Source organism: Candidatus Nitrosocosmicus sp. FF01 (genome assembly GCF_047711275.1).
Taxonomy (GTDB): Archaea; Thermoproteota; Nitrososphaeria; order Nitrososphaerales; family Nitrososphaeraceae; genus Nitrosocosmicus.
Map to the genome: position 1 here is coordinate 176258 of NZ_JBLNIG010000003.1, position 23550 is coordinate 199807.

Genomic DNA, 23550 nt, shown 5'->3' on the forward strand with positions numbered 1-23550 from the left:
AAACAACATCATGAGTAAACATTTAAAAATGTTACTGCGAGGAACGTTACCAGAAGATGAACTGAAAGTACTTTACTCATCATATGATATTATAGGTGATATCGCTATAATTAAGATCCCTGAATCGATTATGCATAATAAGCATGTAATAGGAAAGATGTTGATCGAAAATATGAAGAATATCAAAACAGTTCTAAATCAGAGTAATTCTGTTTCAGGAGAATATAGATTGCGTGGCGTTGATTTTATTGCTGGTCAAGAAAAATACCTTACAATTTACAAGGAATTTGGTTGTAAATTTTTGGTTAACGTGGCTACGTCGTATTTTTCGCCAAGATTGTCCACGGAGAGACTTCGGATTTCAGAGTTGGTAAGATCGGGTGAATCAGTTTTGAATATGTTCGCAGGCGTTGGTACATTCTCAGTTGTTATGGTGAAAAAAAAACCTATCAGAGTTCTTAATATTGATTCTAATCTAGATGCGTATATCCTGAGCGTGATAAATTCTAATATTAATAGGGCTGGTCAGCGTATTGTATCTCTTCATGGTGATGCAAGGAAGATACTTCAATCCCCTAATTACCTAAATAGTTTTGATAGAATCTTATTACCGTTACCTGAAAGGGCACATGAATTCTTGGATGTTGCATTGTCATCTTTAAAGCCATCAGGGGGTACTTTGCATTTTTTTTCTCACGTTAAGAGTGAAACCAAGAAAAACGCCGTCTCAGATTCCGAAACACACGTTACTAGATTACTTTCAAAATTTGATTGTAGTTACCAAATTGACCATACGCAGATTGTGAGAGATGTGGCGCCTAGAATATATCAAACAGTTACGGATCTTTTTGTTCGTCGAAAATAATTCTTCCATTCATTTATTGTTCCTTTTCATTGATGGTTAGTGTGATTCCTATCCATCCTAGTATGAAGCAAATTACTCCGACTATAACTGCAACAGTAATCTTTACAAGTAGTATACCATAATCTGTAGCAAACAAAATGTAGACATAAACTGAAAAAAATACAATTGCAATCAATAACAAACCAATTCCCTTCATCTTTTCTACTCCTTTCATAATTTTGTCATTCCAAAGCTCTGGTATTTAAAGTATCGAATTATTCACTCTTTTTGTTCAACGAAATTGGTCTCGGCTCTTCAATCGTTCTAAGATAGTTATCCTCTAAATTTTTTAAGAAATAATCTTGCGTAAGATCTTCGTTATTTAAGAAAGCAGCAATCGCTGTACCACCTGCCCCTGCACCTTCCTTTACAAATCCCTCGGCATATGCTCTAAGGCCCATTTTTGTTGATTTATGCAATGCCAAATCGATATGAAAGACTGCTACATCTTGATCAATCTGATCCAATAAGCCAATTAGATCCGACTTTTCATCGTTATACAAGTATGATGTCGTTCCTAAGCAGACATTGTGTTTCAAATCAATATCTAGTGATTTCATTATTTTCATGATGCAGCACATTTGAGTTCCGCCTGCGAGGATAACTTTCTTGCCGTTTGATATAACCCCATCGGCAATTCCTGCGGCAGTTGGCATCATTGGGTCCCCGAGGTTGGATATAGCCTTGAACGGATCATTCGAACAATCACCAGTCTTTAAACCGGATCTAACCAAAGCCAATTCTATTAATTTATTTTTCAGAAGATGTGGATTATCGGGCATACTGCTACCAACTTTGTTAAACGCATTAACACCCATTGCCTGCATCACTCCAAGAGCGGTCGTCGTACCTCCCGGTACGCTTTCGCCTAAGATAATAGTATCATTTACCTTGGACATTTGTTTGCCCAGCATCTTACCCATTTCATAATTTTCCACTGTTTTATGATAATCCAACCCTGGTTCGTCAAGAATATTTTTTCCTGCAGGAGAGTTAATGCTAACATAGGGCAATTTTGGTTTTATTTCTGATCCTGAATCAACTACGTAGATAGGGATACTGGAAATATCGAGTGCAGTCTTTGTGATGATGGCCGGTGTAGGTTTTCCGTCAGGAGTTGCTGGAATAACTCTAACCGATTTACATTCCCCATAATGAATATACTCTGCGTCTGCAGGAGGAGTATACTTTATCAAATCTGGGTTGGCCCCTGCCACTGTTAAACCCGGTATAGTAGATGTGGCGGTGTACGAAATTAGAAAAATAAAAGCAGATTTGTCTGACTTGAATGCTTGAAGTTCATGTATATCATTTCTAGAACTAATACAGTTGATAAAACTACTGGGCACCAAAACATTAACTAATATTAAATATAAAATCTTACTTTGGTTGATAGGTCATTTGGATTATCTGTTCAGTAAGAAAAACCGAAAAAACTGCGCACATTACGAGGGGAAGTGCCAATTGTTGTAATAATTTTGATTGGGTATCAATGCAGATTCATGCATCTAAAAAGAGTATAGATCGCATACTACATTGTTTTACTTTCTCCGGAATCTTTTACAAAGATTGAATGATTAGGTCATTTCTCACAAAGTTTTGACTAATCAAAAAGTTTAATATTTTTAGTGAGGATCAGAATATCAATTCGATTCAATTCATTATATTTTTTCTATAAATGTTATTTCTCCTCTAAATGCTCCTCTGATTCATCATTGCCAATGGGTCCAGACACTTGTGAATCAATTACGCAGAAGATATTGACAAATACCATCGGGAGTATCTTATCTAAAGTCATATCGGTATACATCTTAACATTATATTGATTTAGAGTGTTCATAATGTAAATGCCCTGCAAGGTCAAACTATTAAGTTCAGATGTTGATCCTCTTATTTGACTGTCTACTTGTTGCTTTTCGACAAGCTTGCTATCAATTCGTGTCTTAATTTCTTTTCATTCAGTTTTTTTATCGTTTATCTCATCCTTCAAATCCTTTAACTTCTTTAAGTCGTCAATAAATATTTGCCAGTCCTGAATACTGTAGTTTCTCGCTCTATTATCAGGTTTGTTATTTGCATCTGTATTAGCAGGGAATAATACAAAATTACCGCTTAAGAAGGCCTTCATTAATAGACTTATTCCAATAACGTCAATTGTGGTTACACCCTTGTCTTGTAAATAATCCAAATTCCGTATTGCGGAAACTTTTGTATGTATGTACTCTCTATAAGCTGGAATTTCATTTTCTATGTTTCTTTTTTCCTCATTTAGCTGATTTATTGTTGCTTCGAATCCAAGCTTGTTGTTATACTGGCTTCTGACATCTTTGAGGAATTTTTTTATTGATAAAGAAAGGTCAATATTATTAGCCAATGCTATCCCCGAAATAAGGTTGGATAATTGCTCAAACTCTTTCATTCCAAAACCCATGCTCTGCAATTCGTTGAGATTATTGATTGTTTCCTCAAAACAGGAAACTCGATATTCCAGTGATGTAACTTGTCACGATAGATCATTTCTGAGTTGGATCTGGGTATCGATATTTCTCTTATATGCATGAAATTCTTCTCTAAGGGTATCCATACTCTCGTAATCTTTTATTATTTTGCTTGGATCAAAATCATACTTTTCAAAATCATTAATCGCCTTGGCAAAATTTCTGTAAATTTTTTTGATATCTATATTATAATTATTTTTTAAAACGTCTTGCAAATCTGAATACCATTTTAGATACTGAAGGATGGAGTTTTCTTTTTGGTATAAATTATCCAATTGTTCTGTTTTATTATTTAACTTGCTTTCAAAATCTTGGATGCGATTAGTTAGTACTTTTAATTGTTTTTCGAGATTGAAAATATGTATTTTCTTGCCTTCGATGTACGTTGACAATTCTGAAACCTTTGGGATAGTGTACTGTTCTCTAAATTGATTGAGGGGTTCTTTATGAAGGTCGATTTTATCAGACATGTCATCAAGCGTTGGTGCAAATTCAATCAAGTTTTTAGCCCATTCTACTAAATCTTCGGGACGTATGTTATTGTCCTTACAGCCTTCGTATATCTTGCTAATGAATTCATATAATTCATTATTATCATTTGACAGTGATGATCGGTTCTCCTTAATTTGATCAGTCAAATCTGACTGGGTATTGAGGTGCAATTGTGAAGTAGATCCTGATAGTTGATTGTCATTCGCCGGGTCAAAATAATCAAGTTCAAATTCGTCATTTACGTTAAATTGTTTTAACATATTGGTAATTCGAAATCCTGTTATGCATTCATTGATTGAGATATCCGAATGATTCAAAATCTTTATGAATCTTCTGATTTCCTCCACATTGTCCTCTCCAATATCTTTTTTCCATGCATGGACTGTATTGAAAATTGAGCCTTTTGACCGTCCTGTTTCTTCATTGATCTGGTCAAGAGTTTTGGATTTTAGAAATTTCTTAATGATTATTCTTTTTCCTTCTTCTGTAATCTTAGTCATTATAATGTAGTTACGAGTAAATTAACAAAACACGTTTTTATGAGTTGTTCAAAACCTTGGTCAAAATAGTCAAAATGATAGTCAATAATTCAAAAATTTAGTCAAAAATCATAATTGGCTAGTCTTCTACACATGAATAGAAATAGGGATAGTTTAACAAACTATTTACTCATGAAACTAAGAAATTCATTCTTATTCTTGAACTTGAATACAAAATTATTCTCTTTTTCTTCTCTGATCGACGAAGTCTTCTTGGATCCATAATGATGACCTGGTAATACAACTAACTCGCTATCCAGATTGATTAATTTGCCATAAATCGAATCAAACATCTCGCTTGCACTTCCACCAGGTAAGTCCAGACGACCACAACTGCCCACAAATATAGTATCGCCTGTAAGTATCATTTTGTTGTCCAAAATCAGACAAATGCTGTCCTTAGAATGTCCGGGTGTATGGATAATATCTATGGTGGAATTCCCAAAAGTAATCCGATCTCCATCTTCTAATGCACTATCCTTGTGAAGGGGAGAGGAAGTATGTTGCATAATCTTGGCTCCTGTTAGCTTTGCAACTTGTTCGTTACCAATTGTATGATCAAAATGAGAATGAGTGTTAATAATGAAATTAATTTTAAGAGCATTCTTCTTTATGTATTCAAAGATTACCTCCAAATCCCAAGAAGGATCTACTATAATGCATGAATTATTTTTTTCATCAATCAGTAGATATGTAAAGTTTGCCATTTCACCAACTAAGAATTGCTCCACCTTCAATTTTTATTAACGACTCCTCTTTCAGTTTCAAATGGGATGCCTATTTTTTTTACGATCAACTTGCCTATTACAGATGCACCATTATTAAAGTGTCCATGTTTAGGTCTGTGAAAAGTTATAGTGGTATCAGCAATTATTGTTTTGTCCTTTATTTCTCCAGTGTCTGGATTCAAACCAGAAGGTATATCTACTGAGAGAACATATGAATTACCTTTTCTAGTATTGATGAAACTAATAATACTAGAATAGGGTTCATTAATATCTCCTTTTATACCAGTACCAAAAATCCCATCCAAAATTATGTCTGAGGTTTTTATTCTTTCCTTGATATCCTCTAAGGTGCATGATTTCATGGTGTATGTCTTAATAGAGTCAATTTTTTCAATAATTTTCCAATTGGAGATGGCCTCGCTAGTCTTCAAGTCGTTTGGACTACACAATAGGATTACAGCCAATTGTGGTGGTTTCTCTGATAAATTTTTAGCTAAAATGTATCCAGACAAGTGACGCATGGCAACAAGTGCATCCCCTCCGTTGTTACCCTTACCACAAACTGCTATAATCGATTTATTTAAAATAGTATCACCAAACTCGCTAATTACAAAATCAGCTATTCTAGAGCCAGCGTTTTCCATCATCAAAATCTTTTTCATAGAAAATTCATTTTCGCCATTGTTCTCTATCTGATACATTTGATCCGATGATATAGGTTCAAACCCTTTAATACTATCAAGATTTTCTTTTGTCTCCATTATTTTATTTATGGCCCTCCAGTATTAAAAAACGACTTGGATTCTTTTGTGTTTATTGAAAGGAATGTAATTTTTTTTCCTTATGCTTCTCGATCTTTGCCTCTATTTGGTCGATATGAGATTTAATTAGATGACTATTGCAACAACTGTCATGGGACAATCCTATGTCGCAGAACTCGCATGAAGTTATAAAGTCTAAATTCTCAAAATCCTTCTTACAAACCGAGCAAGAATCGTTTGGTAGTGATTCAATAGATAACGGTTTTAGCCACCCTTCTCTCCAAAGAACATCTGTCAACAATCTTTATCAATCAGTCATATCTTTTAAGAATTATCCATATTCACGGGATTTGAAAATTTTTCAAATTTACTTTTCGAATCTTAGCATTATGAATTGCAAAAGTATCCCCTTCATAATTGCACTTTATGATTGGATATGTTTTGGGTGTCTTCTTGAACTTTAATATTTTGTAATACTCTTTTGTTTTTCTAGGAACATAGTTAGTTTTTCCAGCTATTATTTGTCTCTTGATTCTCATAAATTTAAAAGCTAAAATTATGTGCTTCTCATTGTATGCCTCAAACATTTTAGTAATCATGTGGCATCTCACTATCTGATCGGGCGGTACATAAATACTATTACCAGTAGCTGATTTTGCTTCGATGGCTAGTAAAATTGACAATCTGTTGTTTACTGCCACAATATCTGGTAAACCAGTACTGGATCCTCCTAACCTTCTTGCAATCCAATCTCCGCTATTCAGCTTTTTTACCAATTTATGTTCAAAGTTGTATCCCCTGCTTCGCCGAATATTGGTCATGTATTTCAGGTTTCAATACTAATGCAATAAATTGGTTCTCATACGAAAGCTAGTATTTATAATCTGTGTCTCAAGATTCTATATGATCTTGGAAATAGATTATTCATCGATGGAGTCTTCTTTAAATGAATTTTCAAGCCATTTGAAGCAAGTAGAATCAAGTAGAGAAAAACTAATCAAAGAAAATAGAGAAATAATTTCTTCTTGTAGTAAGGCTATTATTTTATTACATAGTAACAAAATTCAAGAGGCAACTGATTTGATTGATAAGGCACTCAATCTAATCAGGGATCTGAAGAAATTTGTAATTTCTGATTTAGATCGTTATCTTTGGCCCGCAGAACAAGAGTATGTTGAAGCTTGTATTCTAAAGGAAATTGTCGAAAAAAAACCAAAGATTAGTAGCCATCTAGATTTAGAGGTCTCTCATGGTGCCTACCTGACAGGTCTTTTGGATTGCATTGGGGAGATCAAGAGAATGATTTATGATAATCTTCGGAGAAATGATATTGAGACTTCTTTGTCCTTATTTGCAATAATACAATCTTTTTATGATCAAATTTATCCTTTTTCATTTTATGATAATATAGTCCCTGGAGTTAGAAAAAAACTTGATGTTGGAAAAAGGATCATTGAAGATGTGAGAATTACTATGACTGAAGAACAAAGAAGAACTGATTTTCTAAATAGATTTGAAAATAAATCTGATATTTGAGACAGCAAAAAATAAAAAATTCAATCTCATTGAAAATGACCAACGTTTTTCAAGATTAGGAAAATCTTGAAAAAGCCTCGGTCAAATAAGAATTCAATTTCGCTGACCAATCAGGGAAACCGGCAGGCGTCTCGGGATAATTTCTATAATGTACCACTAAATGTTCATTCATTTTGGAAGTAAATCTTAAATCTTCTGCTAATTTTTTATTCAATGCACCTCTTATCATCATACCTAACTTGCTTAGGGAGCTGAATTCTGGATGTTCCCCGTTGGTGATCTTATCGATATCCATTTTTGATAGAAAATGTTTCATTCCATAATTTATTTGATCATTACTTAATTGTTGTAACATTCTTCTAAATACCTCCAGCCCGGCTGTCTTATAACCATATTCATTGATAAAATTCTTGTTATATTGCCAGAGACCATTCTCTGAAACGTCATTTGCCTCAATTGCATGTACTACATCTTTTCCTGCGATGGTGGCAGCAATAATAGCAGGCCCTATCCCACCAGCATCAAGAGGTTTGGGCATCCATGCTGAATCACCGACCATTATATAACCATTTGCAACCATGCAATCATTCTGTCTTCTTACTGAAACTTGCCATGTTCCCCATTCGTTGCCTTGGTCTTCAATCCCATTTGATAATCTCGGATTATTTATTACCGGATTTGCACCAACATAATCGTCAATCAATTTTTTTAAATCTCTTTTTTTACCCAATTCCTTATTTGCCTTTTCAAACAATTTTTGTTGGACTCCCAATCCAATATTTACTTTGGATTTTCCTTTTGGAAATACCCAACCATATCCACCGGGGGCCAGTTTTTGATCTAAATGAATTATACAATAGTCTGGATCAAAATACGTTTTGTCTTCTTTACCTTCTGTATCAAAGTCATAAATATAACGCCCCGTGGATTCTAAGTCATTTCTATCAATCTTTTTTTGAATGTGTGATTTTATGGGAAGGTTGGTCCTCAAAACAGAAGTTACGCCTGTGCAGTCGACTACAACCTTTGCAGTTTTCTTAAAAATCTCTCTGGTCTTGGAATCTTCTCCTTCTACACCGACTACGTAATTTTCATTAGTAATTAATTTGCGAATTATTATGTTACTCTTTGTTTCAACTCCTAATTTAGAAGCCTCTGATATTTGCTTTTGCGGAAGTTGTTTTCTATTAAGAATATATCCTTCTCCATCAAAAGACACTTTGGTTTCATGATCAGGTGAAAATGCAACTACACCTTTTACTGGGTGTTCTATTTCAGGAAAACCCCATGAAATCTTAATTCTGTTAGTCATATAGTCTACCGTATTTTTTCCAACGGCGTCTCCGCAAATCCAACCAGATATGGTTTTTCTACCTTGGATGTCTATCGAGTTCCTATCTATCACTAAAATTTTTAATCTTTGGTTAGAATAGTAGGCTGCGGAAGAAGCTACTATTAGTCCTGCTAGCCCACCGCCAGCAACAATGATGTCATAATCTGTTTTTGACAGGCTCATCTTTTCCTGTACTTACCTACAAGGAAGGATAATTAAAGCTATGTTGTTAAATTACGAAAATACAAATAACTCAGTATACAATGTATGAAGTTTGAAGCAAGAATTCTTAACGAAGAGATTTTTAAATTCTTTGCACTTTGTGACTTTGATCGTAAAATCCGTTTATCAACTTAATATTTCGACGCCTATGGGATATATTTTGAAATAATGAATATCGCACCGACACCCTCGATGGAAATCCCCCCCTTTTGATAAGGAGAAAGACCCCTTTCAACTCCAGAGCCAATCATCTTGAACCTTGAAAGCCTTGTTTTCGATCAGAAATTTCAAGTATTAGATATTCCCATTGAGTGATATGACAATAGAAATTGATGATTTCTATCGAAATGTCAAGTGTGATTTATGCAGCAAAATAATCGAAAGAAAAATAAAATACTATTATGAAAAACCCCATGTAGTTTTAATATCCGTTGATGTATGTACCGAATGCAGCTATCGAGTTAGTTTGAAATGACAGAACGCTTTTTGTTGATTTTATGATAGTGTACCAAAGTTAACTTCAATGAGATAAATATTGTGAGAATAATATTTAGGATCATGATCTAATACTTGTTTAAACTGCCCTCAACGGATCAAGTCTTTACATATAACTGCAGCGTCAACTTTCGTTCGACTTTTGAGTATGGTTTGATATTGGATTTCTATTAGTAAATGTAGAGCCAATTTAACTTCTAAAAAACGCCAAAGTATCTATGGATAATAGAATTGAGAACAAGATATTAGTCAGAAAGTCCTTTAAACAAATGGGAGATGGTTAATGAAAGCTACGGAGTCAAAGACAGGACGAAAAATCAAAAGCACAAAGTAGAATGTATTAGATGTGGAACAATAATGGGTGAGTTATCTACCTGCCATCTTAGATGCCCAAAATGTGGTGCAGAACTAGATTGCTCAGATAAGGGTAATTTTTGGTGACCTCGCTTCGATTTCAAAAATTTATGATCACTTCTCATAATATAGATATTTGTTTTTATTTCCAGCGGACCTTTTCAAATTCTTACCTCAAAAGACATATCAATAGTCATCAAAATGTTGACAAATCATCTTTAAATGTAATAATCGATACCTGAATCAACTTTATTTTTATCCATGTTTTGCTCTCCTACTCTCTTGCTATCCTATTAGATTAAATTCTTGAAGGGTTGATCAAGCATATGATCCAAAAAAATCTCTATGACTCCCCTATTAGGGAAGTCAACCGTTTATACTTTGATGGAAAGGTAATTATGAGACAGGTATTTAACGAATCTAATAGTCAAGATCAAGAGACATATTTCGTTGAATTTATTGACGGGTCAGTAACCACAGTACATTATCATGAAACAGAGCAAATATTGATACCTGTTTCAGGAAATGGAATCGTAGGTGAATTTAATCTCAAATCGTCCACAAGATTAGTAGATCTTTGTTGGGAGGATTTTAGCATCAAACCTTTGAAGGTCGGTGAAATCGTCATGGTTCATCCTCATGTTTTGCATTTTCATGGGGCGATCCCAGGCCAAAATTTTTCACACATTTCGATAAGGAAAATGTTTAATCAGAGTATTGAAGGCAATCATTTGATTTCTAGGCGATCTCAAACAATTTGGGCTCTAGAAATAATCCAAGAGTTGTTAGATACAAAGGAATCATCGATAGTATTGGATCAATTGAATAAGATATCTAATAAAGTAAATGAAAATATTTTGGCTTGGATATCTGAAGTTTAGATCGAGACTATTCTCCAATATGAAAATAGGCGATTTCAACTACTATTTTTCTCACGAGTAGGTAAGCCGTCTTCCTGATCACTTGTAAGATGAGTGATACTAGTAATATTGGCGAAAATCTGAGTATTATTAACCTCAATATGTCCAAATTCTTAGATGGATTCATCAATATGAATGGGATAAATTAGAATTGAATTAGTCCTATTGTATTTCCAAAACTAAAACTAGTAAGGATTGCTACAAACGTAAAAAATGATGCGATGATTGCCTTTTTCCTCAATAAATTGACCAATAATGTTATTTCAAAAGTTATAGTGAAAATATACTAAATTATAGATGGTGACTCTCCGTATAAGGTCAAATACATTGTGTTGTTACTAATTTATTTAGTAAGGTTATTCATCCATCCTAATTTCCTAAAGTAATAAAGCATTATTATGACCGCGCCGACAGAAAAACACATCGTGATTATCAACGGTATAAAGTCAAAAATATTGTAACTGAAGTTGACGCTACCTGGAATGATGATATTCATTCCAAAAAAAGTACCAACTACCGTTACTGGAATTGATAAAGTGAATAATATTGTCAGGAAACTAAGTATCTTGTTTGTCTTCTCGCTACTTAACATGTGGTCAGTATCTTTGTAAATTTCAATTGTTTCTTTTGATTCCTCAAGTGCTTCAAGTACTTTGGAAACATGATCATTGATATCATCAAAGTATTCAATCAAATCTTCTCCTTCAACACCTTCAGAAAATCTCTTTACATCTCTAGAAATTATTTCTAACATGATCCTTTTTAAAGGTACAACAATCCTGCGCAGAGTTGTAACCTCTCTTCTCAAAATTGAGATTTCTTTTGCAATTGCAAGCTTATCATCAAAAACTGCGTCTTCAATATCGTCTATATTTCCTATTACCTTCATCAAGATGTGAAGCAAGTCGTCAACTAAAACATCCAGGATTGAGTGCAGCAAATATCCTGGGGAACTACCCATAATATTTTGTTTATTCTTTCCTTTGTCTATACTACAAGCTTGAAACAGTTCAGACAATGGTTTAAGATCTCCTTGATGTATAGAAATTAGAAAATCCCGACCTATGAATAACGAGAGTTGACTAAACCTGGGAGATGTTTTTTCTTTCTGTGTGGTAGGAAATTGCAGGATTATGAATACATGGTCATCATATCGATCAATCTTGGGTAGCTGATTTTTGGATAAACAGTCCTCTATATTTAGTTCATGCAATGGATATTTCTTTGCCAAATTGTCCAATTTCTCCCTAGTGGGTTGATCAATGTACATCCATTCCAGACCCTTGTTTACTAATGGGTTTAGCCCATGCATTCGATTTGATAAAGACATATTATGGCCCCGTATACTTCAATTAATTCAGACTCTCCTACTAATTAATCTATTAGGTGCGGATAAATATCCAAAATAAATAGTTAAAGTTTCTTAGGATTGGGGAATTCAACTAATTTTTCAGATCCGCATCTTAAACACAATTTTATTTCCTCTTCTCCGAGGCAATTAATATAATAGCATAAAGAACATTGCTTGCGGTCAAGTTTTGAATTTAGTTGCACAATTCCACGAGTGGGGTCGTAGGTAATTGCACCTTTAGCCTGTAGTGCTGGTAAAACATTCGACAAGGCCGAACTTATCTGGTCAACATTCCATGTCCTGTATCTAAAATATTTTTCTTGGAAGTTGCTCACTATATCTTTGGTCTCAAATAACTTGTAAAATTCCCCTGTTTTGTTATTGTTAGCTCTAAAAAGAAAATCTCTTAGGTACCATTCAAATTCAAAGAACTGCCTGTTGCTACTCAAATGTTTTCTATAATTCATGCTGGATTCCCTTTAATCTTTTCGATGACGTTTTGTTGTATAAAAACAAAATGGAGATCTCAATAAATTTGGGGATCGTTTATCCTATTCTCAATTATCTCCATTAGCCTAGGTATGTTGTATCCTAATTCCGCGGAGATGGAAACAACTTGACTCATGCCCCTTGTAATTACTAAATCATTTAACTTATCTTTTATCTCGTTACTCTTTACTCTGTCTATTTTGTTTAAGACTAGTATGCATTTGTCAAGGGGAAGTTCTAATCTTGACAGTATTTCTAAGGAGCTTTTCAATTTTTTTCGTATGACGAGGGAGTCCTCGCTAACATCAATAACTAGAAGGATTATATCAGCGTAATTCAACTCTGACAATGTGGATTTGAATGCTTCTATCATATAGGGAGGAAGTCTACTAATAAACCCTATGGTATCAGATATCAAAACTTTTCTATCTTTAATGAGGAACGAACGAGTGTAGGTAGTTAAAGTAGTAAAGACACTCTTGCTGGTATCCTTTTTCTCCTCTGATAACAAATTAAATAACGTAGTTTTCCCGGCGGACGTATAACCAGCAAGGGCTATCAATGGTAATTTGTTATTTAGTCTCTGCACTCTGTGAAGTGCCCTTTTTCTCTCCTCTGATTTTAGCTTTTTCTTTAACAATGTAGTACGTCGCTTTATGTCAAGTAGATGAATATCTGCATCGTATTTTCCAAGCCCATAAAAACCAGGTTGCTCTCCTAATTTAGCTAACCTAGTTTTTTCTTTTACTCGGACAATATCGTATTTTAACTGCGCCAATTTTACTTGTATCTTGGATTCATTTGTTGTGGCCCGCTCTAAAAATATCTCTAAAATTAATTTCTCTCTGTCTATTATCTCTACCTTGCAGAGCCTTGCTAAGTTGTATTGCTGACTAGGTTTTAACATTTCATCAAAAATTATTGTATCAATTTCCAAATTTGAAACAATTTCCTTCACTTCTTCTGCTTTTCCTTTTCCAATTCCAAACTTGGATCTTGTGATGTTCTTCTGCGAGACAGTTCTTATAACATTGTAACCAGCTGATTCCGCAAGACTCAAAGCCTCTGAGACTGCGAACTTAGATGGGTAAGCAATTAGAATAGTCTTTTTCCATTCCTCTCGTTTTGTAAAGGTCATAATAACTAAACTCGATTCCCGTTACTCATGAAAATTCGCACTCAATAAATTCAATACAGCCGGATCAGTACCTTGATAAATTTAAATATTTTGTTTCAAATAATATAGATTGTTTGCAGCTAGCATTAAGGAGAGTTAACGGATACAATATACGTAGATGCACCTATGAGGATCTAAATGCAGTCATTGATATAAATCTGAAAACTTTGCCTGAGCATTATACCGAATATTTTTTCGAATCTCTTTTGCGAGAAATTCCAGAAGCATTCATTGTTGCTGAAATCAACAACCTGATAGTAGGATATATAATGTGCAAATTGGAATTTGGTTTTTCAAACTTTAGAAAATTAGGGTTCGTTAAAAAGGGACACGTAGTGTCAATAGCACTACTTCAAGAACATAGAGGTAAAAAGATTGGCGAAGCCCTAATGATAGAGGGAATTAATGGAATTTCTTCCCGAAAAGGTGATGAGATATACTTGGAGGTTAGAACTAGCAATATATCAGCTATTTCTCTCTATCAAAAACTTGGTTTTCAAACAAAATCAATTTTAAAGTCTTATTATCGGGATGGCGAGGATGCGAATCTGATGGCACTTGAAATATCATGAAATTCGATTGATACCATATCAAACCATAAAATAAATACCGGGATTTTGTAAATACATTATTGAATGTTTTTGAACCATCAACACTACTAGCGATATTTCCTTACTTGTTTATTTCTTCGTTTCCCATTTTTGGAATTATACTAATTACGTATTGGTTGATTAAGGATAGGCGGAAGAAAAAAGTTATTGGTAAAATGTGATGACAAATATCACTTACGATCCCTGGGACATTAGAGTTAGTCTAAATGCACATCGTCCCTTTTATTTTACTCTGTTTCTATTTGAAAAAATGAATATCAGTTTTACAAGTCTTAATTGCTAAAGTACTTTCCCAAATAGAGTTTTATTGTTAATTTGAACAAAGAATCGAGATTTTGAGCAACGAGTCAAAAACCCATACGACTTTATCAAGCGAATTTTTATCGGTAGGCAATCTCTGTTTACAAGAATATGTTAAATCATGATTTAATTACCCTTGAATGTTTTCTTTCGCTCAGTTCGAAGCAATGCATCGTAAAGAATAATTTTTACCTAAAAGTACAATTTTTTTTATCCATTGGTTAATTTGCTTACATTTAAATTGTGAACGAAATTCGGTTGTTGGTCGAAGGAAAAGATAGAGGTAAAACAAAGTATCGTGACAAGTGTCAGATTTTTTACTTGATTGTCAAAAGCTGCATTGGCAAGTACCAAACCAAAAATAAATTAAGTTATTATAGTTCCTATAGACGCCTTAATCAATATCTTGCTGACTTGATAAGGCTTGATTTATTGACGTTCGATGAAAAACAACAAAGGTTTTTGGCAACTCCTAAAGGTAATGATTTTGTGAGAAAGTATGATAATATAATTGATTTTGTCCCCTCTTTCAAACGAGATTACGAAATTTAGGGTATAATACGTATTTAACATATTGCCGCGTGCATGAACATAGCTAAGCATAAAGTTAGCCGAATTTACAATCCAAGTTTTGTTGTTCTCATGCTGCATTAAAGATGTATATAACCCTCTTTCGATCTGCCTCCACATTTTAATGAATATCAAAAAGAGTATGTTAGAAAGGCCTTGAGTCTCATGATTTTTGTTTTTCTAATCTCACTAGATGTTTATACCCTGTATTATGACTGACTGGTCAGTAATATTTATATGTCTAATATTGACATAAAGTCTATGTTTTCGAGGCCCTTTTTGAGCGAACAAAAGTTACATAAATGTATCTTCTTATTCTGTATTGCTTCTACGGGTTCAATTCTTCAAATTAGTGGAGGTAGTTGGGATGTGACTTCTCATTTGTTACTACAGCCAGAAACCTTCTTTACTCCCTCGCATACTCTCTTGTATAGTGGGATATTGCTTCTGTCCATTTCTGCCATAATTGCAGCTTATTTGCTGATAACGAATGCAGTAATCAGAAAAGATCCTCTCTCTCTTTCTTTTAAATTCTTAATAATAGGATCAGCAGTCTCTATAGTTTCGGGACCAAGTGATTTTATTTGGCATGAAGTTTTTGGAGTTGATGGATTTCTTAGTCCTACTCATCTATTGTTAATAACAGGAATGCTTGTTAATTCAATTGGGACAGTAATGGGACTAATTCTATTAAGTTCTCGTCTAAAGGAATCGGTTTCTAAGAATGTTAATCGCATCTTCCTTGTAGTTGGATTGATTGCTTTATGGGTCAACCTAATCACATATGTTTACATTTTCTCGTTACCAATCTCCAATGGCGAATTATTCAATTTTAATCTCTCTCCTCTCCTGGAATCTTTATTAGCTTTGGTCTTTTTACCATTGGTTAATTCATTTATTATTTTATTAACGATTAGTACTTTCAAGAAATTCGGTTATATTAGCTTGGTAGGTATTGGTGTAATCATCCTAAATTCCGTTTCGACAATTCTGCCTTCACAAGAACTCTCGCTCTTTTTACCTTATTATTTATTATCTGCTGTGCCCTTTATCATTATTGATCTCATGATACATGGAAAATTACCTTTCATGAGAAAGACATCTACTGTGAAGTTTAGATCGATATTGGCTGGTGCAATAGCCGGGTCATTATTTTATATAATTGGATATCCGTTATTACCTCTAGCACTAGGCAATTACCTTATGCCGTTGAGTCTTTCCGACATGGAATTTACAACACTGGTTGATGTCCTCCCAATTTTCGTTAATTCCTTTGCTATTGTGTTTCCATTATCTCTGGCGATTGGAGCAATAGTCGGATTAATATCAGTTCTGATGTATGGACAAGTTCAAGTTTATGCGAAGAATAGATTGCGCACCCGATTCGGATTAAATGACAAACATTCCTCAGTATAAAGTGCAAAGTGGAGATGTCTTTAACCAGTGCGAATAATATTATTAATGCAGTAGATATCTCAAACATCCTATCTTTAGTGAGAAAAGTCTTGTCAATAGAGCATAAATAGTCCAGTACATAATCCCATAGATTAAGTGTATAAAATCTTGTCTGTACGCTTCTCGACAGTACCAGATCCACTTTACTAGCCATACAAGGGTATTGTGGTTTTACATACCATTTCCTTCTATGGCTATGTTCATGGGTAAAAAAATTTAGTTTGCTAGAGTATAAGTGATATCGAATGTTTTAGTAAAACAAGACTCTAACAAGTCTTTGATTTTACTCACAGTTACAGCACATTATAAATGGTAGTTTAACAGGGGGCCCTCATATCATATCTGTTCTCATGGATTCTTAGGCAATCTTGTCTTAACAATTTTTTAGAACTTTACTGCTTAAAAAGGGGTAAGCCATTGGAACAACCAATTTTTGAGTATTGTGAGCTTAGGGAAGGGAAATGAATGCTGCAAAACTCTTAGATTTAAGACAAAAGACTACTCTTTGAGATATTTGTACAGTAATATGTAAATTTATGATTAATTGTCATTGTTAAATTGACAAATCAAATTACGATTATATGAATTAAACAGATATCAAAAAGGATGACAAGGTCATCGATATTTGTTCCACATTCTGTGATTTCCCAAGTTTTTTTGGGACAGTCGGTTCTAAATACACCCTTTGCAAATGTCCACATTTTTGAAAAGCAATTTTCCACTGTCTATGAGATTGGTTAAGTTTTTATCGACATCATGGTCCAAGAACTGTTGCACGCCAACAATTTCTAAAATTTTTTCGTGATTCCAAATTGCACACTATGTCAAGTTATTCAAATTAATATAACTGTGCTATTATTGCAGAATATTCTTTGGAATGATCTTTAAAGAAGATATTTTCAGGAACAGGTTCCCCAACTCAGTTATATTGAATTCCATACTTATTATCATGGTTAAAAAAGTCAAACTATCGGTATTGTCAATATTTCTCGCAGCAGCACTCTTAGGCTCAGTTGTAGCCTATGGTGAAAACTTGGCATATGCTGGTGGAAAAAACAAAAAATCTAATGAAGCTATACAACTTATAGATCAATTTTCAAATACAACTGAACAATCAATTTGTGAAACCGAAGATGATACTATAGCCTCATGCAATAACCTGGACTTTAAAATTAACTTAGATGACGGCAACAACGGATTAGGTCAGCAATAAAGAAACACTATTAAATAACCACTCTTCTTTTTTTCTACATTTTGATTACCATTTTTTATATTTTTTTTAGATATTATTCTGACATAGCCAGGAAACATTTGTTTTAATGCTTTCGTTGGATCTCTTATAACTCCATACAAAACTTTGATATAGATTGTTTCCTTCGAACAATAGATTATTGAATTGTTCATGTGAATCAAAGCAGTGACGTTGGGAATTCGTAATGATTTCAATTGCGATTGATTCAATAGTAACACATGCTTTAGCAGTTAATATTTCAAACAATTATGATATTTGATATCACATTAAGGTTCTCTACCGAATTATAGTTACTACAAGTGAACACATATATTCCTTATTTCTCAAAACTATAGTTTTTAATATGACATTTCAGAGATGTAATATCGGTTAAATCGACTATATTATGCATACCCGAATATTTTTGAGACGATGGATTTAGATCTGTGTATTGATGCGAGAATGCAATGATCAATAAATCCTTGATGATAAGTTATAGTTGGTTAACCTAGATAAAATTTTTTAGATGACTTCCGCTGGCTTGTGATGGTATATGATCCTATGGTTTTGGCGACGGTCAGATTCTATCCTGGATATTAGATTGAATGTTTGGCGGCCGAGCTACGTTTAGGTTCCAACATTTTTAATCAGTCTATAAAGTTAAACAGAGTAAAGTCAATCTCAAAATTCTATTTGTTCTTAACAGAATTCTTAATTCTCTCTAGAAGTTATTGAATCTATAATGCAAGTCTGAAAAAGAATAGAACAGAAAATAAATACTAAACCTTTTGATATTATAAGGTTAGCCGCCCCACTACCACAACTAAGATAAACTATTGTTACCTGTGAAGGATGTTTCATAACAGTATAAACACTTTTGATCCGCATTGACCTAGTTATTTCTTTCACAATAATTACTACGGTCATTGCAAAAAAATACCTCCACGTGCTTCACAATGGTTTAGTCCGTCAATGTTATACTTTATACGTTTAGTCGAGAATGGCTATCGTGTCTCCATCCTTTAATCACTAATATTGTCAAGCAAGTTTGGTAATATTCTTCATATGATATATTTTGATAGCATGTGAAATCATCCCACTACTTTCATAATTTGTCAAACCATCGGGTGTGAGTTAGTTGTCTACCTCGATCTAATTGAACCATGGATGATTAACTCATCTACGCCCGTGGCCGCCGAAATCACCACCCCCTTGAGGTGAAAAGCCCCCTTGAGGTGAAAAGCCACCGCCAGTGTGTTGATGATTAACACCATTATGATGGACAAACGAACCACCGCCGCTTTGTTGTACATGGTTACCATTACTAAAGAGCGAATAGTGAGTGTGAGTTCCACTAGAATGACTATCGTAAGCAGTCCTACTATCTCCTCTGTCGTCATGAACTACCTTGTTACCATTATCATCATAATGAAATTTCTGATTATGGTTGTCATCTACGTAATAGTACTTGTGACCATCGTTATCATACCAATAGTGATGACCTTGAACGTCCGTATAATACGAATTGTTATTCTCATCCTTGTAGTAAGCATTACCATTCTCATCCTTGTAGTAAGCATTACCATTCTCATCCTTGTAGTAAGCATTACCACTATTGTCAGTATAGTAGTAGTTGTTTTCCCCATTAGAGCTGTCGCTATCATCATTATCAGTATCGTCATCGTCATCATCTTCTGTGTAGTAAATAGGCTGACCATAGTAATCATATTCATCAACCACCGTCTCATTAACAACGTTCGGTAATGTTGCATTTTGCATCATATCTGCTTCAGTCGTATTTTGCATCATATCTGCTTCAGTCGTATTCTGTCCTAAAACATAAATTCCTGATCCTGTCAAAGGTACTGTTATAAGAAAGATTGCAACTATACATGAACATATAATTTGCTTATCTAAATTGGGTTTTTTCTCCAACATCATCGTCAATTGCCACACTTAGTATATAAAGTTGCGGTAAAATGTACTATAACTTATAATAATGTTTCCAAAATATTAAGTGGTACGGATTCTTAAAGTCCTCCTCCACGGTATGAGTGCAACAGAGTGTCTATATAACACTCAATAAAGACATTAAATAGTGGCTGTTGAGCATTAGTCAATCATAACATCAGCTGACATATTTGGAGATCATTCATGAATTCAGTTTTAAGTTTATCTTTGGAGATATAATTCCAAAAAGGGAATCTGTATTAACAGATAGTGCGGACTTTTGAATGATCTGAGTAGAAAAGTCCCCCTACGGGCAAGTAGAAAAAGCTTGATTCATGACTTTGTCGAATAATATTTATCATTTTTTCGAAGGCCGAAATTCAATACGTTCAAGGGCACAAAGAAGTATCAAAATCCTATGATAGAAGGATAAGGTGCTTAATTAGAAAAAGACTAGACTCCTTAAATAAAGAACTTTCGCTTTTGTCTATACTCCATAATAGCTACTTGAGAAAAATCGTATTAGTATTATATTATTGGTGCCTCTCGATTCATTTTGATATTTACCACATTTTAATCCCATCTATCCAATAGTGTTATTTGATATCTCGTTGCCACCCTGTGAATCATGAACCCACATAGCCATTGATTCTCTTATTCCCTCAAGTTCATTATAATGTTATAGAGAATGCCGGAATCTGTATATGAATGGAAAATGATGACACAAAGTCAAGTTTGAAGAGAAAAACGATCATTTGCTGTTTTGCTATAATTCATTCATTTTTTTGTATATCCTAAAATCCTCAACAATCCAACAAGATGTATTCCTATTTGCTGAAAATAAAAAATAAAATAGTGTTTAGCGATTACCTGAAGGAATTGATGCGGAATTATTGCACTCTGTATTTTTTGTTGACTCGGTACCATTGCCAAATTGTTCTGGCAATACAATACCTCCGCCACCATAGGGATTAACTTGACTATTGCCACACTCGTTATGCTGGTTAAAATTGTAATCATAATTCATGCTATCTTCAATTCTTGGACAAAATATTACACATTCCGAGTCTTCTGCTTGTAATAAACTTGCATATGATAACTGGAGCGATATAGTCGCATATAATCCAGCAAATATTGCTACGGCCAATATCATCGACATTATCAATTTTGGGTGATTATTTCCATTATTCACAATCCAGTAATAATTTTTTTTAATATTTGAATTTCTAAAAACAAATGCGAATTTCTTTAGTATGAACTTTATCTAAAAATATCTAATAGAATGTTAAAATATTATAATGAGTATATTTAAAGGTGCTCTTTGCCATTTCATTCGACAATAAATAGTATACAAATTAAATTGCAACTTCAAAAGTTTTTAAAAAAGTTTATGCTTTCTTTTATTAGAATCCCATTTAAAATACCGATATCAGCACGTAGCCCTACGAGGCCGTACCAACAATTAATTCATTTCAGATACCAATTTGGAAATTTGGACTCGTAATGTATCTATTACTAAATACCTTGGACCAGAACCCTAGAACTGTAAAAAGACTTTCTTAACTTCTCCCATAGTAAGATAAAATTATCAATCTTACAAGAATTTATATATACAAGATCATTTACAGAATAATGATTCTAAGTGCCAGTTTGGGAGAAACTTACCGTATTCATCAATTTCCTTATTTGAGCATAATCGAAAATTTAGGTGATGAGAGTTGATATTAAACTCCGGTTAATTCATTTCTCTTAACTTTACCAAGTTCAAGTAGCCATACTTGACGATTGTTATATATGTCGAACCTATTCTTAGTATATGTTACTAATTAATCGAGGCATGTGTAAATAAATTTACGATGCAATGTCAAACATGTCTCCTATAGATGATAGTGTTAATTAATATTTTTAATCAGTTATATGTTCTCCATTTTGATCCTGTAAGAGTACAATTTAATGAATGGCAAAATCGGAACCATTCCATATCCAATCCAGTCGGTCTCTCAGTGATGAATTCATGATCTCTTGTTGAGAATATAACAAACTAATCTCGTCCCGATATCGAGTTACTCCTGCTACTAGCCCTGTAATGTTTTTCCAATGAAACCACTCTCCAGATTGACTAAGGGATTGCGGAACAGTTGGTGAATCTTGGTATCATCCTGCGGCATTTAAGATAGAATTAAGTGGAAGGTAAGACCTCATAGCGGTTATTTCCTGACATGCAGTAACGTCACATTTCCAAGCACTCCATTCTGCGGTAGGAATACTTGATGCTTCTGGGGCCGTTGTATCAAGCTGTCGAGCAACCGTCTACAATTGTGTAGAAGGTGTTAAGCGAGCTGACTGCAATCGGATCCATGTCTGGATCGTTTAATGCTAAAGATGGGACAAGATCTATCGTTCTACCTATAAAGTATAACATGTCAATGTCATGTTGGTTACCTGAAGTTACTGGAGGAAGATAATGTGCTAGACTAAGAATCGGCAATTGGCACCCAGTGGCATGGATCGTCTCTAATGCGTCGTCGAATCCAGCGACAAAATCACTTCTCATGAGAAACTGAATTGGTATCGTTGCTTGCGTTGCCCCTGATGGTCTATCATTATTACGAAGGGTGAAGAATAACTGTGGGCCTGATGGAAACCAATCAAAGCGATTCAAACTTGATTTAGCCTTTTGTTATGACAGTGTTAAGACATATCATATTTGTCTTAACATGCACGTCAAATCGATCAGGTCCATGTCATTTTTGCCGCGAATCCCACTCGGTCCGTAACTCTGGAAACTATATAAATTATGGTAGATACATACCTAAAGTCAACCCGACAACTTTCCATACTATTACTTCATCAATATATATTGAATTCTTAGCAATATTTCATAATTACTTCTTGTGCGACTGGCACTGTCCTATTGTCATCATTCGTCTGGTTTCCCAATGAAAGTCTCATGACGTCAAGACTTCTAATTGATTAATCGACAAATTTTATATATACAAGATCGTTTACAGAATATTGTTTCTATTCTACCGCTTTAATCTTAAGTTTTGACAAATTCATGTATTAAATGGCATTAAACAGAGCTAGGCTCATATTGTATCATTTCATTGGTATGTCTCCTTGAGTAAGGCGCCGGGAGAGGGATTTGAACCTTTGGGTTATAGATGAGGGTTCTACTTAATCTATCAGTACCAAGTAAGTTCAAATTTTTCCAAAAATATGCTATACCAAAATAAGTAGGTTTTACCAACTCATTACGATTACATTGTCATACTTTATCTGTTTTTCAGGGCCAAAGCCTTTGCCTTGGTAGATGCTTCCATTTATTACAAGTTCTTTATTATCAAATGATGCTCGTAATTCAATGTCTAATTGACCATAACCCCAAGCGCTCTTAAAAACTCCAGATGCATTATTTCTATCTAGAATTTTTGTTTGTAAAGATGTACTATAAAGTTTCAGGGTGACTTTTATTTTCTCATCAATGAAATCCAACTCCCAAGAAAGGTCGTGATGTCCTAGGCTATACGTTCCAAGTTGAACATAATGTATAGATGTATTCTTATCTTCCATAACTTTTCTTTGACGTTGTCCATCCCCGTAATACTCAACGATCTCAATTCCCATTAATTTT

General features: G+C 34.1%; 23 protein-coding genes. 7 read left to right on the forward strand and 16 right to left on the reverse strand.

What is annotated here, in order from left to right:
* Window positions 1-10 precede the first annotated feature (10 nt).
* A complete protein-coding gene (locus tag ACMT7R_RS10995; protein WP_415311932.1) occupies window positions 11-865 on the forward strand; it encodes a class I SAM-dependent methyltransferase in 855 nt (284 codons plus the stop codon).
* Window positions 866-878: 13 nt separating this feature from the next.
* On the opposite strand, the gene ACMT7R_RS11000 is transcribed toward ACMT7R_RS10995, so the two are convergent.
* The 8 genes from ACMT7R_RS11000 to ACMT7R_RS11035 form a co-directional block, all read right to left on the reverse strand.
* The gene (locus ACMT7R_RS11000; RefSeq protein WP_415311933.1) at window positions 879-1079 is read right to left on the reverse strand and encodes a hypothetical protein; all 201 of its coding nucleotides are present in this window, start codon (window positions 1077-1079) and stop codon (window positions 879-881) included.
* 40 nt (window positions 1080-1119) lie between these two features.
* Window positions 1120-2253 carry a nicotinate mononucleotide-dependent phosphoribosyltransferase CobT gene (gene cobT, locus ACMT7R_RS11005; RefSeq protein ID WP_415311935.1) on the reverse strand — a complete coding sequence of 378 codons (1134 nt, stop codon included), beginning with the start codon at window positions 2251-2253 and terminating at the stop codon, window positions 1120-1122.
* Window positions 2254-2585: 332 nt separating this feature from the next.
* Window positions 2586-2744, reverse strand: a complete 159-nt coding sequence (locus ACMT7R_RS11010) for a hypothetical protein (protein ID WP_415311937.1) — start codon at window positions 2742-2744, stop codon at window positions 2586-2588.
* Between the two features lie 114 nt (window positions 2745-2858).
* Window positions 2859-3323, reverse strand: coding sequence for a hypothetical protein (locus ACMT7R_RS11015; RefSeq protein WP_415311939.1), 465 nt, complete (start codon window positions 3321-3323; stop codon window positions 2859-2861).
* Window positions 3324-3407: 84 nt separating this feature from the next.
* Entirely contained in the window at window positions 3408-4394 is a 987-nt protein-coding gene (locus ACMT7R_RS11020; protein ID WP_415311940.1) for a hypothetical protein, read from the reverse strand.
* Window positions 4395-4555: 161 nt separating this feature from the next.
* Window positions 4556-5164, reverse strand: a complete 609-nt coding sequence (locus tag ACMT7R_RS11025) for an MBL fold metallo-hydrolase (protein WP_415312200.1) — start codon at window positions 5162-5164, stop codon at window positions 4556-4558.
* A 2-nt stretch (window positions 5165-5166) separates the two neighbouring features.
* On the reverse strand, window positions 5167-5922 hold the full coding sequence (locus ACMT7R_RS11030) for an NAD(P)H-hydrate epimerase (RefSeq protein ID WP_415311941.1): 756 nt from the start codon (window positions 5920-5922) through the stop codon (window positions 5167-5169).
* A 341-nt stretch (window positions 5923-6263) separates the two neighbouring features.
* Window positions 6264-6743 carry a resolvase gene (locus tag ACMT7R_RS11035; protein ID WP_415311942.1) on the reverse strand — a complete coding sequence of 160 codons (480 nt, stop codon included), beginning with the start codon at window positions 6741-6743 and terminating at the stop codon, window positions 6264-6266.
* Between the two features lie 88 nt (window positions 6744-6831).
* Between ACMT7R_RS11035 and ACMT7R_RS11040 the strand changes: the two genes are divergently transcribed.
* Entirely contained in the window at window positions 6832-7458 is a 627-nt protein-coding gene (locus ACMT7R_RS11040) for an RNA-binding protein (RefSeq protein WP_415311944.1), read from the forward strand.
* A gap of 55 nt (window positions 7459-7513) precedes the next feature.
* Here ACMT7R_RS11040 and ACMT7R_RS11045 read toward each other — a convergent pair whose 3' ends face one another.
* A complete protein-coding gene (locus ACMT7R_RS11045; RefSeq protein WP_415311945.1) occupies window positions 7514-8974 on the reverse strand; it encodes an NAD(P)/FAD-dependent oxidoreductase in 1461 nt (486 codons plus the stop codon).
* A 1214-nt stretch (window positions 8975-10188) separates the two neighbouring features.
* On the opposite strand from ACMT7R_RS11045, the gene ACMT7R_RS11050 reads away from it, so the two are divergent.
* Complete coding sequence (locus tag ACMT7R_RS11050; RefSeq protein WP_415311947.1) at window positions 10189-10743, forward strand: hypothetical protein; 555 nt, start codon at window positions 10189-10191, stop codon at window positions 10741-10743.
* A 382-nt stretch (window positions 10744-11125) separates the two neighbouring features.
* On the opposite strand, the gene ACMT7R_RS11055 is transcribed toward ACMT7R_RS11050, so the two are convergent.
* From ACMT7R_RS11055 to hflX, 3 genes are all read right to left on the reverse strand, one after another.
* Window positions 11126-12112 (reverse strand): magnesium transporter CorA family protein, encoded by a 987-nt coding sequence (locus ACMT7R_RS11055; RefSeq protein WP_415311949.1) that lies wholly within the window; start codon window positions 12110-12112, stop codon window positions 11126-11128.
* 83 nt (window positions 12113-12195) lie between these two features.
* Window positions 12196-12600: a hypothetical protein gene (locus ACMT7R_RS11060; protein WP_415311950.1), complete on the reverse strand. Its 405-nt coding sequence runs from the start codon at window positions 12598-12600 to the stop codon at window positions 12196-12198.
* A 59-nt stretch (window positions 12601-12659) separates the two neighbouring features.
* Window positions 12660-13760 carry a GTPase HflX gene (gene hflX, locus ACMT7R_RS11065; protein ID WP_415311951.1) on the reverse strand — a complete coding sequence of 367 codons (1101 nt, stop codon included), beginning with the start codon at window positions 13758-13760 and terminating at the stop codon, window positions 12660-12662.
* Between the two features lie 113 nt (window positions 13761-13873).
* Between hflX and ACMT7R_RS11070 the strand changes: the two genes are divergently transcribed.
* The 4 genes from ACMT7R_RS11070 (at window position 13874) to ACMT7R_RS11085 (ending at window position 17948) form a co-directional block, all read left to right on the forward strand.
* The gene (locus ACMT7R_RS11070) at window positions 13874-14371 is read left to right on the forward strand and encodes a GNAT family N-acetyltransferase (RefSeq protein ID WP_415311952.1); all 498 of its coding nucleotides are present in this window, start codon (window positions 13874-13876) and stop codon (window positions 14369-14371) included.
* A gap of 582 nt (window positions 14372-14953) precedes the next feature.
* Entirely contained in the window at window positions 14954-15262 is a 309-nt protein-coding gene (locus tag ACMT7R_RS11075) for a winged helix-turn-helix domain-containing protein (RefSeq protein ID WP_415311953.1), read from the forward strand.
* 255 nt (window positions 15263-15517) lie between these two features.
* Window positions 15518-16696, forward strand: coding sequence for a hypothetical protein (locus ACMT7R_RS11080; RefSeq protein ID WP_415311955.1), 1179 nt, complete (start codon window positions 15518-15520; stop codon window positions 16694-16696).
* Window positions 16697-17684: 988 nt separating this feature from the next.
* Window positions 17685-17948, forward strand: coding sequence for a hypothetical protein (locus tag ACMT7R_RS11085; protein WP_415311957.1), 264 nt, complete (start codon window positions 17685-17687; stop codon window positions 17946-17948).
* Window positions 17949-19142: 1194 nt separating this feature from the next.
* Here ACMT7R_RS11085 and ACMT7R_RS11090 read toward each other — a convergent pair.
* From ACMT7R_RS11090 to ACMT7R_RS11105, 4 genes are all read right to left on the reverse strand, one after another.
* The gene (locus tag ACMT7R_RS11090; protein ID WP_415311958.1) at window positions 19143-19907 is read right to left on the reverse strand and encodes a hypothetical protein; all 765 of its coding nucleotides are present in this window, start codon (window positions 19905-19907) and stop codon (window positions 19143-19145) included.
* A gap of 868 nt (window positions 19908-20775) precedes the next feature.
* On the reverse strand, window positions 20776-21108 hold the full coding sequence (locus ACMT7R_RS11095) for a hypothetical protein (protein WP_415311959.1): 333 nt from the start codon (window positions 21106-21108) through the stop codon (window positions 20776-20778).
* 1098 nt (window positions 21109-22206) lie between these two features.
* On the reverse strand, window positions 22207-22578 hold the full coding sequence (locus ACMT7R_RS11100; protein ID WP_415311960.1) for a hypothetical protein: 372 nt from the start codon (window positions 22576-22578) through the stop codon (window positions 22207-22209).
* Window positions 22579-23159: 581 nt separating this feature from the next.
* Window positions 23160-23543, reverse strand: coding sequence for a hypothetical protein (locus tag ACMT7R_RS11105; protein ID WP_415311961.1), 384 nt, complete (start codon window positions 23541-23543; stop codon window positions 23160-23162).
* Between the last annotated feature and the right edge of the window lie 7 nt (window positions 23544-23550).

Bases quoted from the DNA above. Each gene is read 5' to 3' on its own strand.
- ACMT7R_RS11030 (WP_415311941.1), bottom strand. From the start codon at position 5,922: ATGGAGACAAAAGAAAATCTTGATAGTATTAAAGGGTTTGAACCTATA.
- ACMT7R_RS11010 (WP_415311937.1), bottom strand. From the start codon at position 2,744: ATGAACACTCTAAATCAATATAATGTTAAGATGTATACCGATATGACT.
- ACMT7R_RS11090 (WP_415311958.1), bottom strand. From the start codon at position 19,907: ATGATGTTGGAGAAAAAACCCAATTTAGATAAGCAAATTATATGTTCA.
- ACMT7R_RS11035 (WP_415311942.1), bottom strand. From the start codon at position 6,743: ATGACCAATATTCGGCGAAGCAGGGGATACAACTTTGAACATAAATTG.
- ACMT7R_RS11000 (WP_415311933.1), bottom strand. From the start codon at position 1,079: ATGAAAGGAGTAGAAAAGATGAAGGGAATTGGTTTGTTATTGATTGCA.
- ACMT7R_RS10995 (WP_415311932.1), top strand. From the start codon at position 11: ATGAGTAAACATTTAAAAATGTTACTGCGAGGAACGTTACCAGAAGAT.
- ACMT7R_RS11015 (WP_415311939.1), bottom strand. From the start codon at position 3,323: ATGAAAGAGTTTGAGCAATTATCCAACCTTATTTCGGGGATAGCATTG.
- ACMT7R_RS11045 (WP_415311945.1), bottom strand. From the start codon at position 8,974: ATGAGCCTGTCAAAAACAGATTATGACATCATTGTTGCTGGCGGTGGG.
- ACMT7R_RS11080 (WP_415311955.1), top strand. From the start codon at position 15,518: ATGTCTAATATTGACATAAAGTCTATGTTTTCGAGGCCCTTTTTGAGC.
- ACMT7R_RS11060 (WP_415311950.1), bottom strand. From the start codon at position 12,600: ATGAATTATAGAAAACATTTGAGTAGCAACAGGCAGTTCTTTGAATTT.
- ACMT7R_RS11020 (WP_415311940.1), bottom strand. From the start codon at position 4,394: ATGACTAAGATTACAGAAGAAGGAAAAAGAATAATCATTAAGAAATTT.
- ACMT7R_RS11050 (WP_415311947.1), top strand. From the start codon at position 10,189: ATGATCCAAAAAAATCTCTATGACTCCCCTATTAGGGAAGTCAACCGT.
- ACMT7R_RS11085 (WP_415311957.1), top strand. From the start codon at position 17,685: ATGGTTAAAAAAGTCAAACTATCGGTATTGTCAATATTTCTCGCAGCA.
- hflX (WP_415311951.1), bottom strand. From the start codon at position 13,760: ATGACCTTTACAAAACGAGAGGAATGGAAAAAGACTATTCTAATTGCT.
- ACMT7R_RS11105 (WP_415311961.1), bottom strand. From the start codon at position 23,543: ATGGGAATTGAGATCGTTGAGTATTACGGGGATGGACAACGTCAAAGA.
- ACMT7R_RS11055 (WP_415311949.1), bottom strand. From the start codon at position 12,112: ATGTCTTTATCAAATCGAATGCATGGGCTAAACCCATTAGTAAACAAG.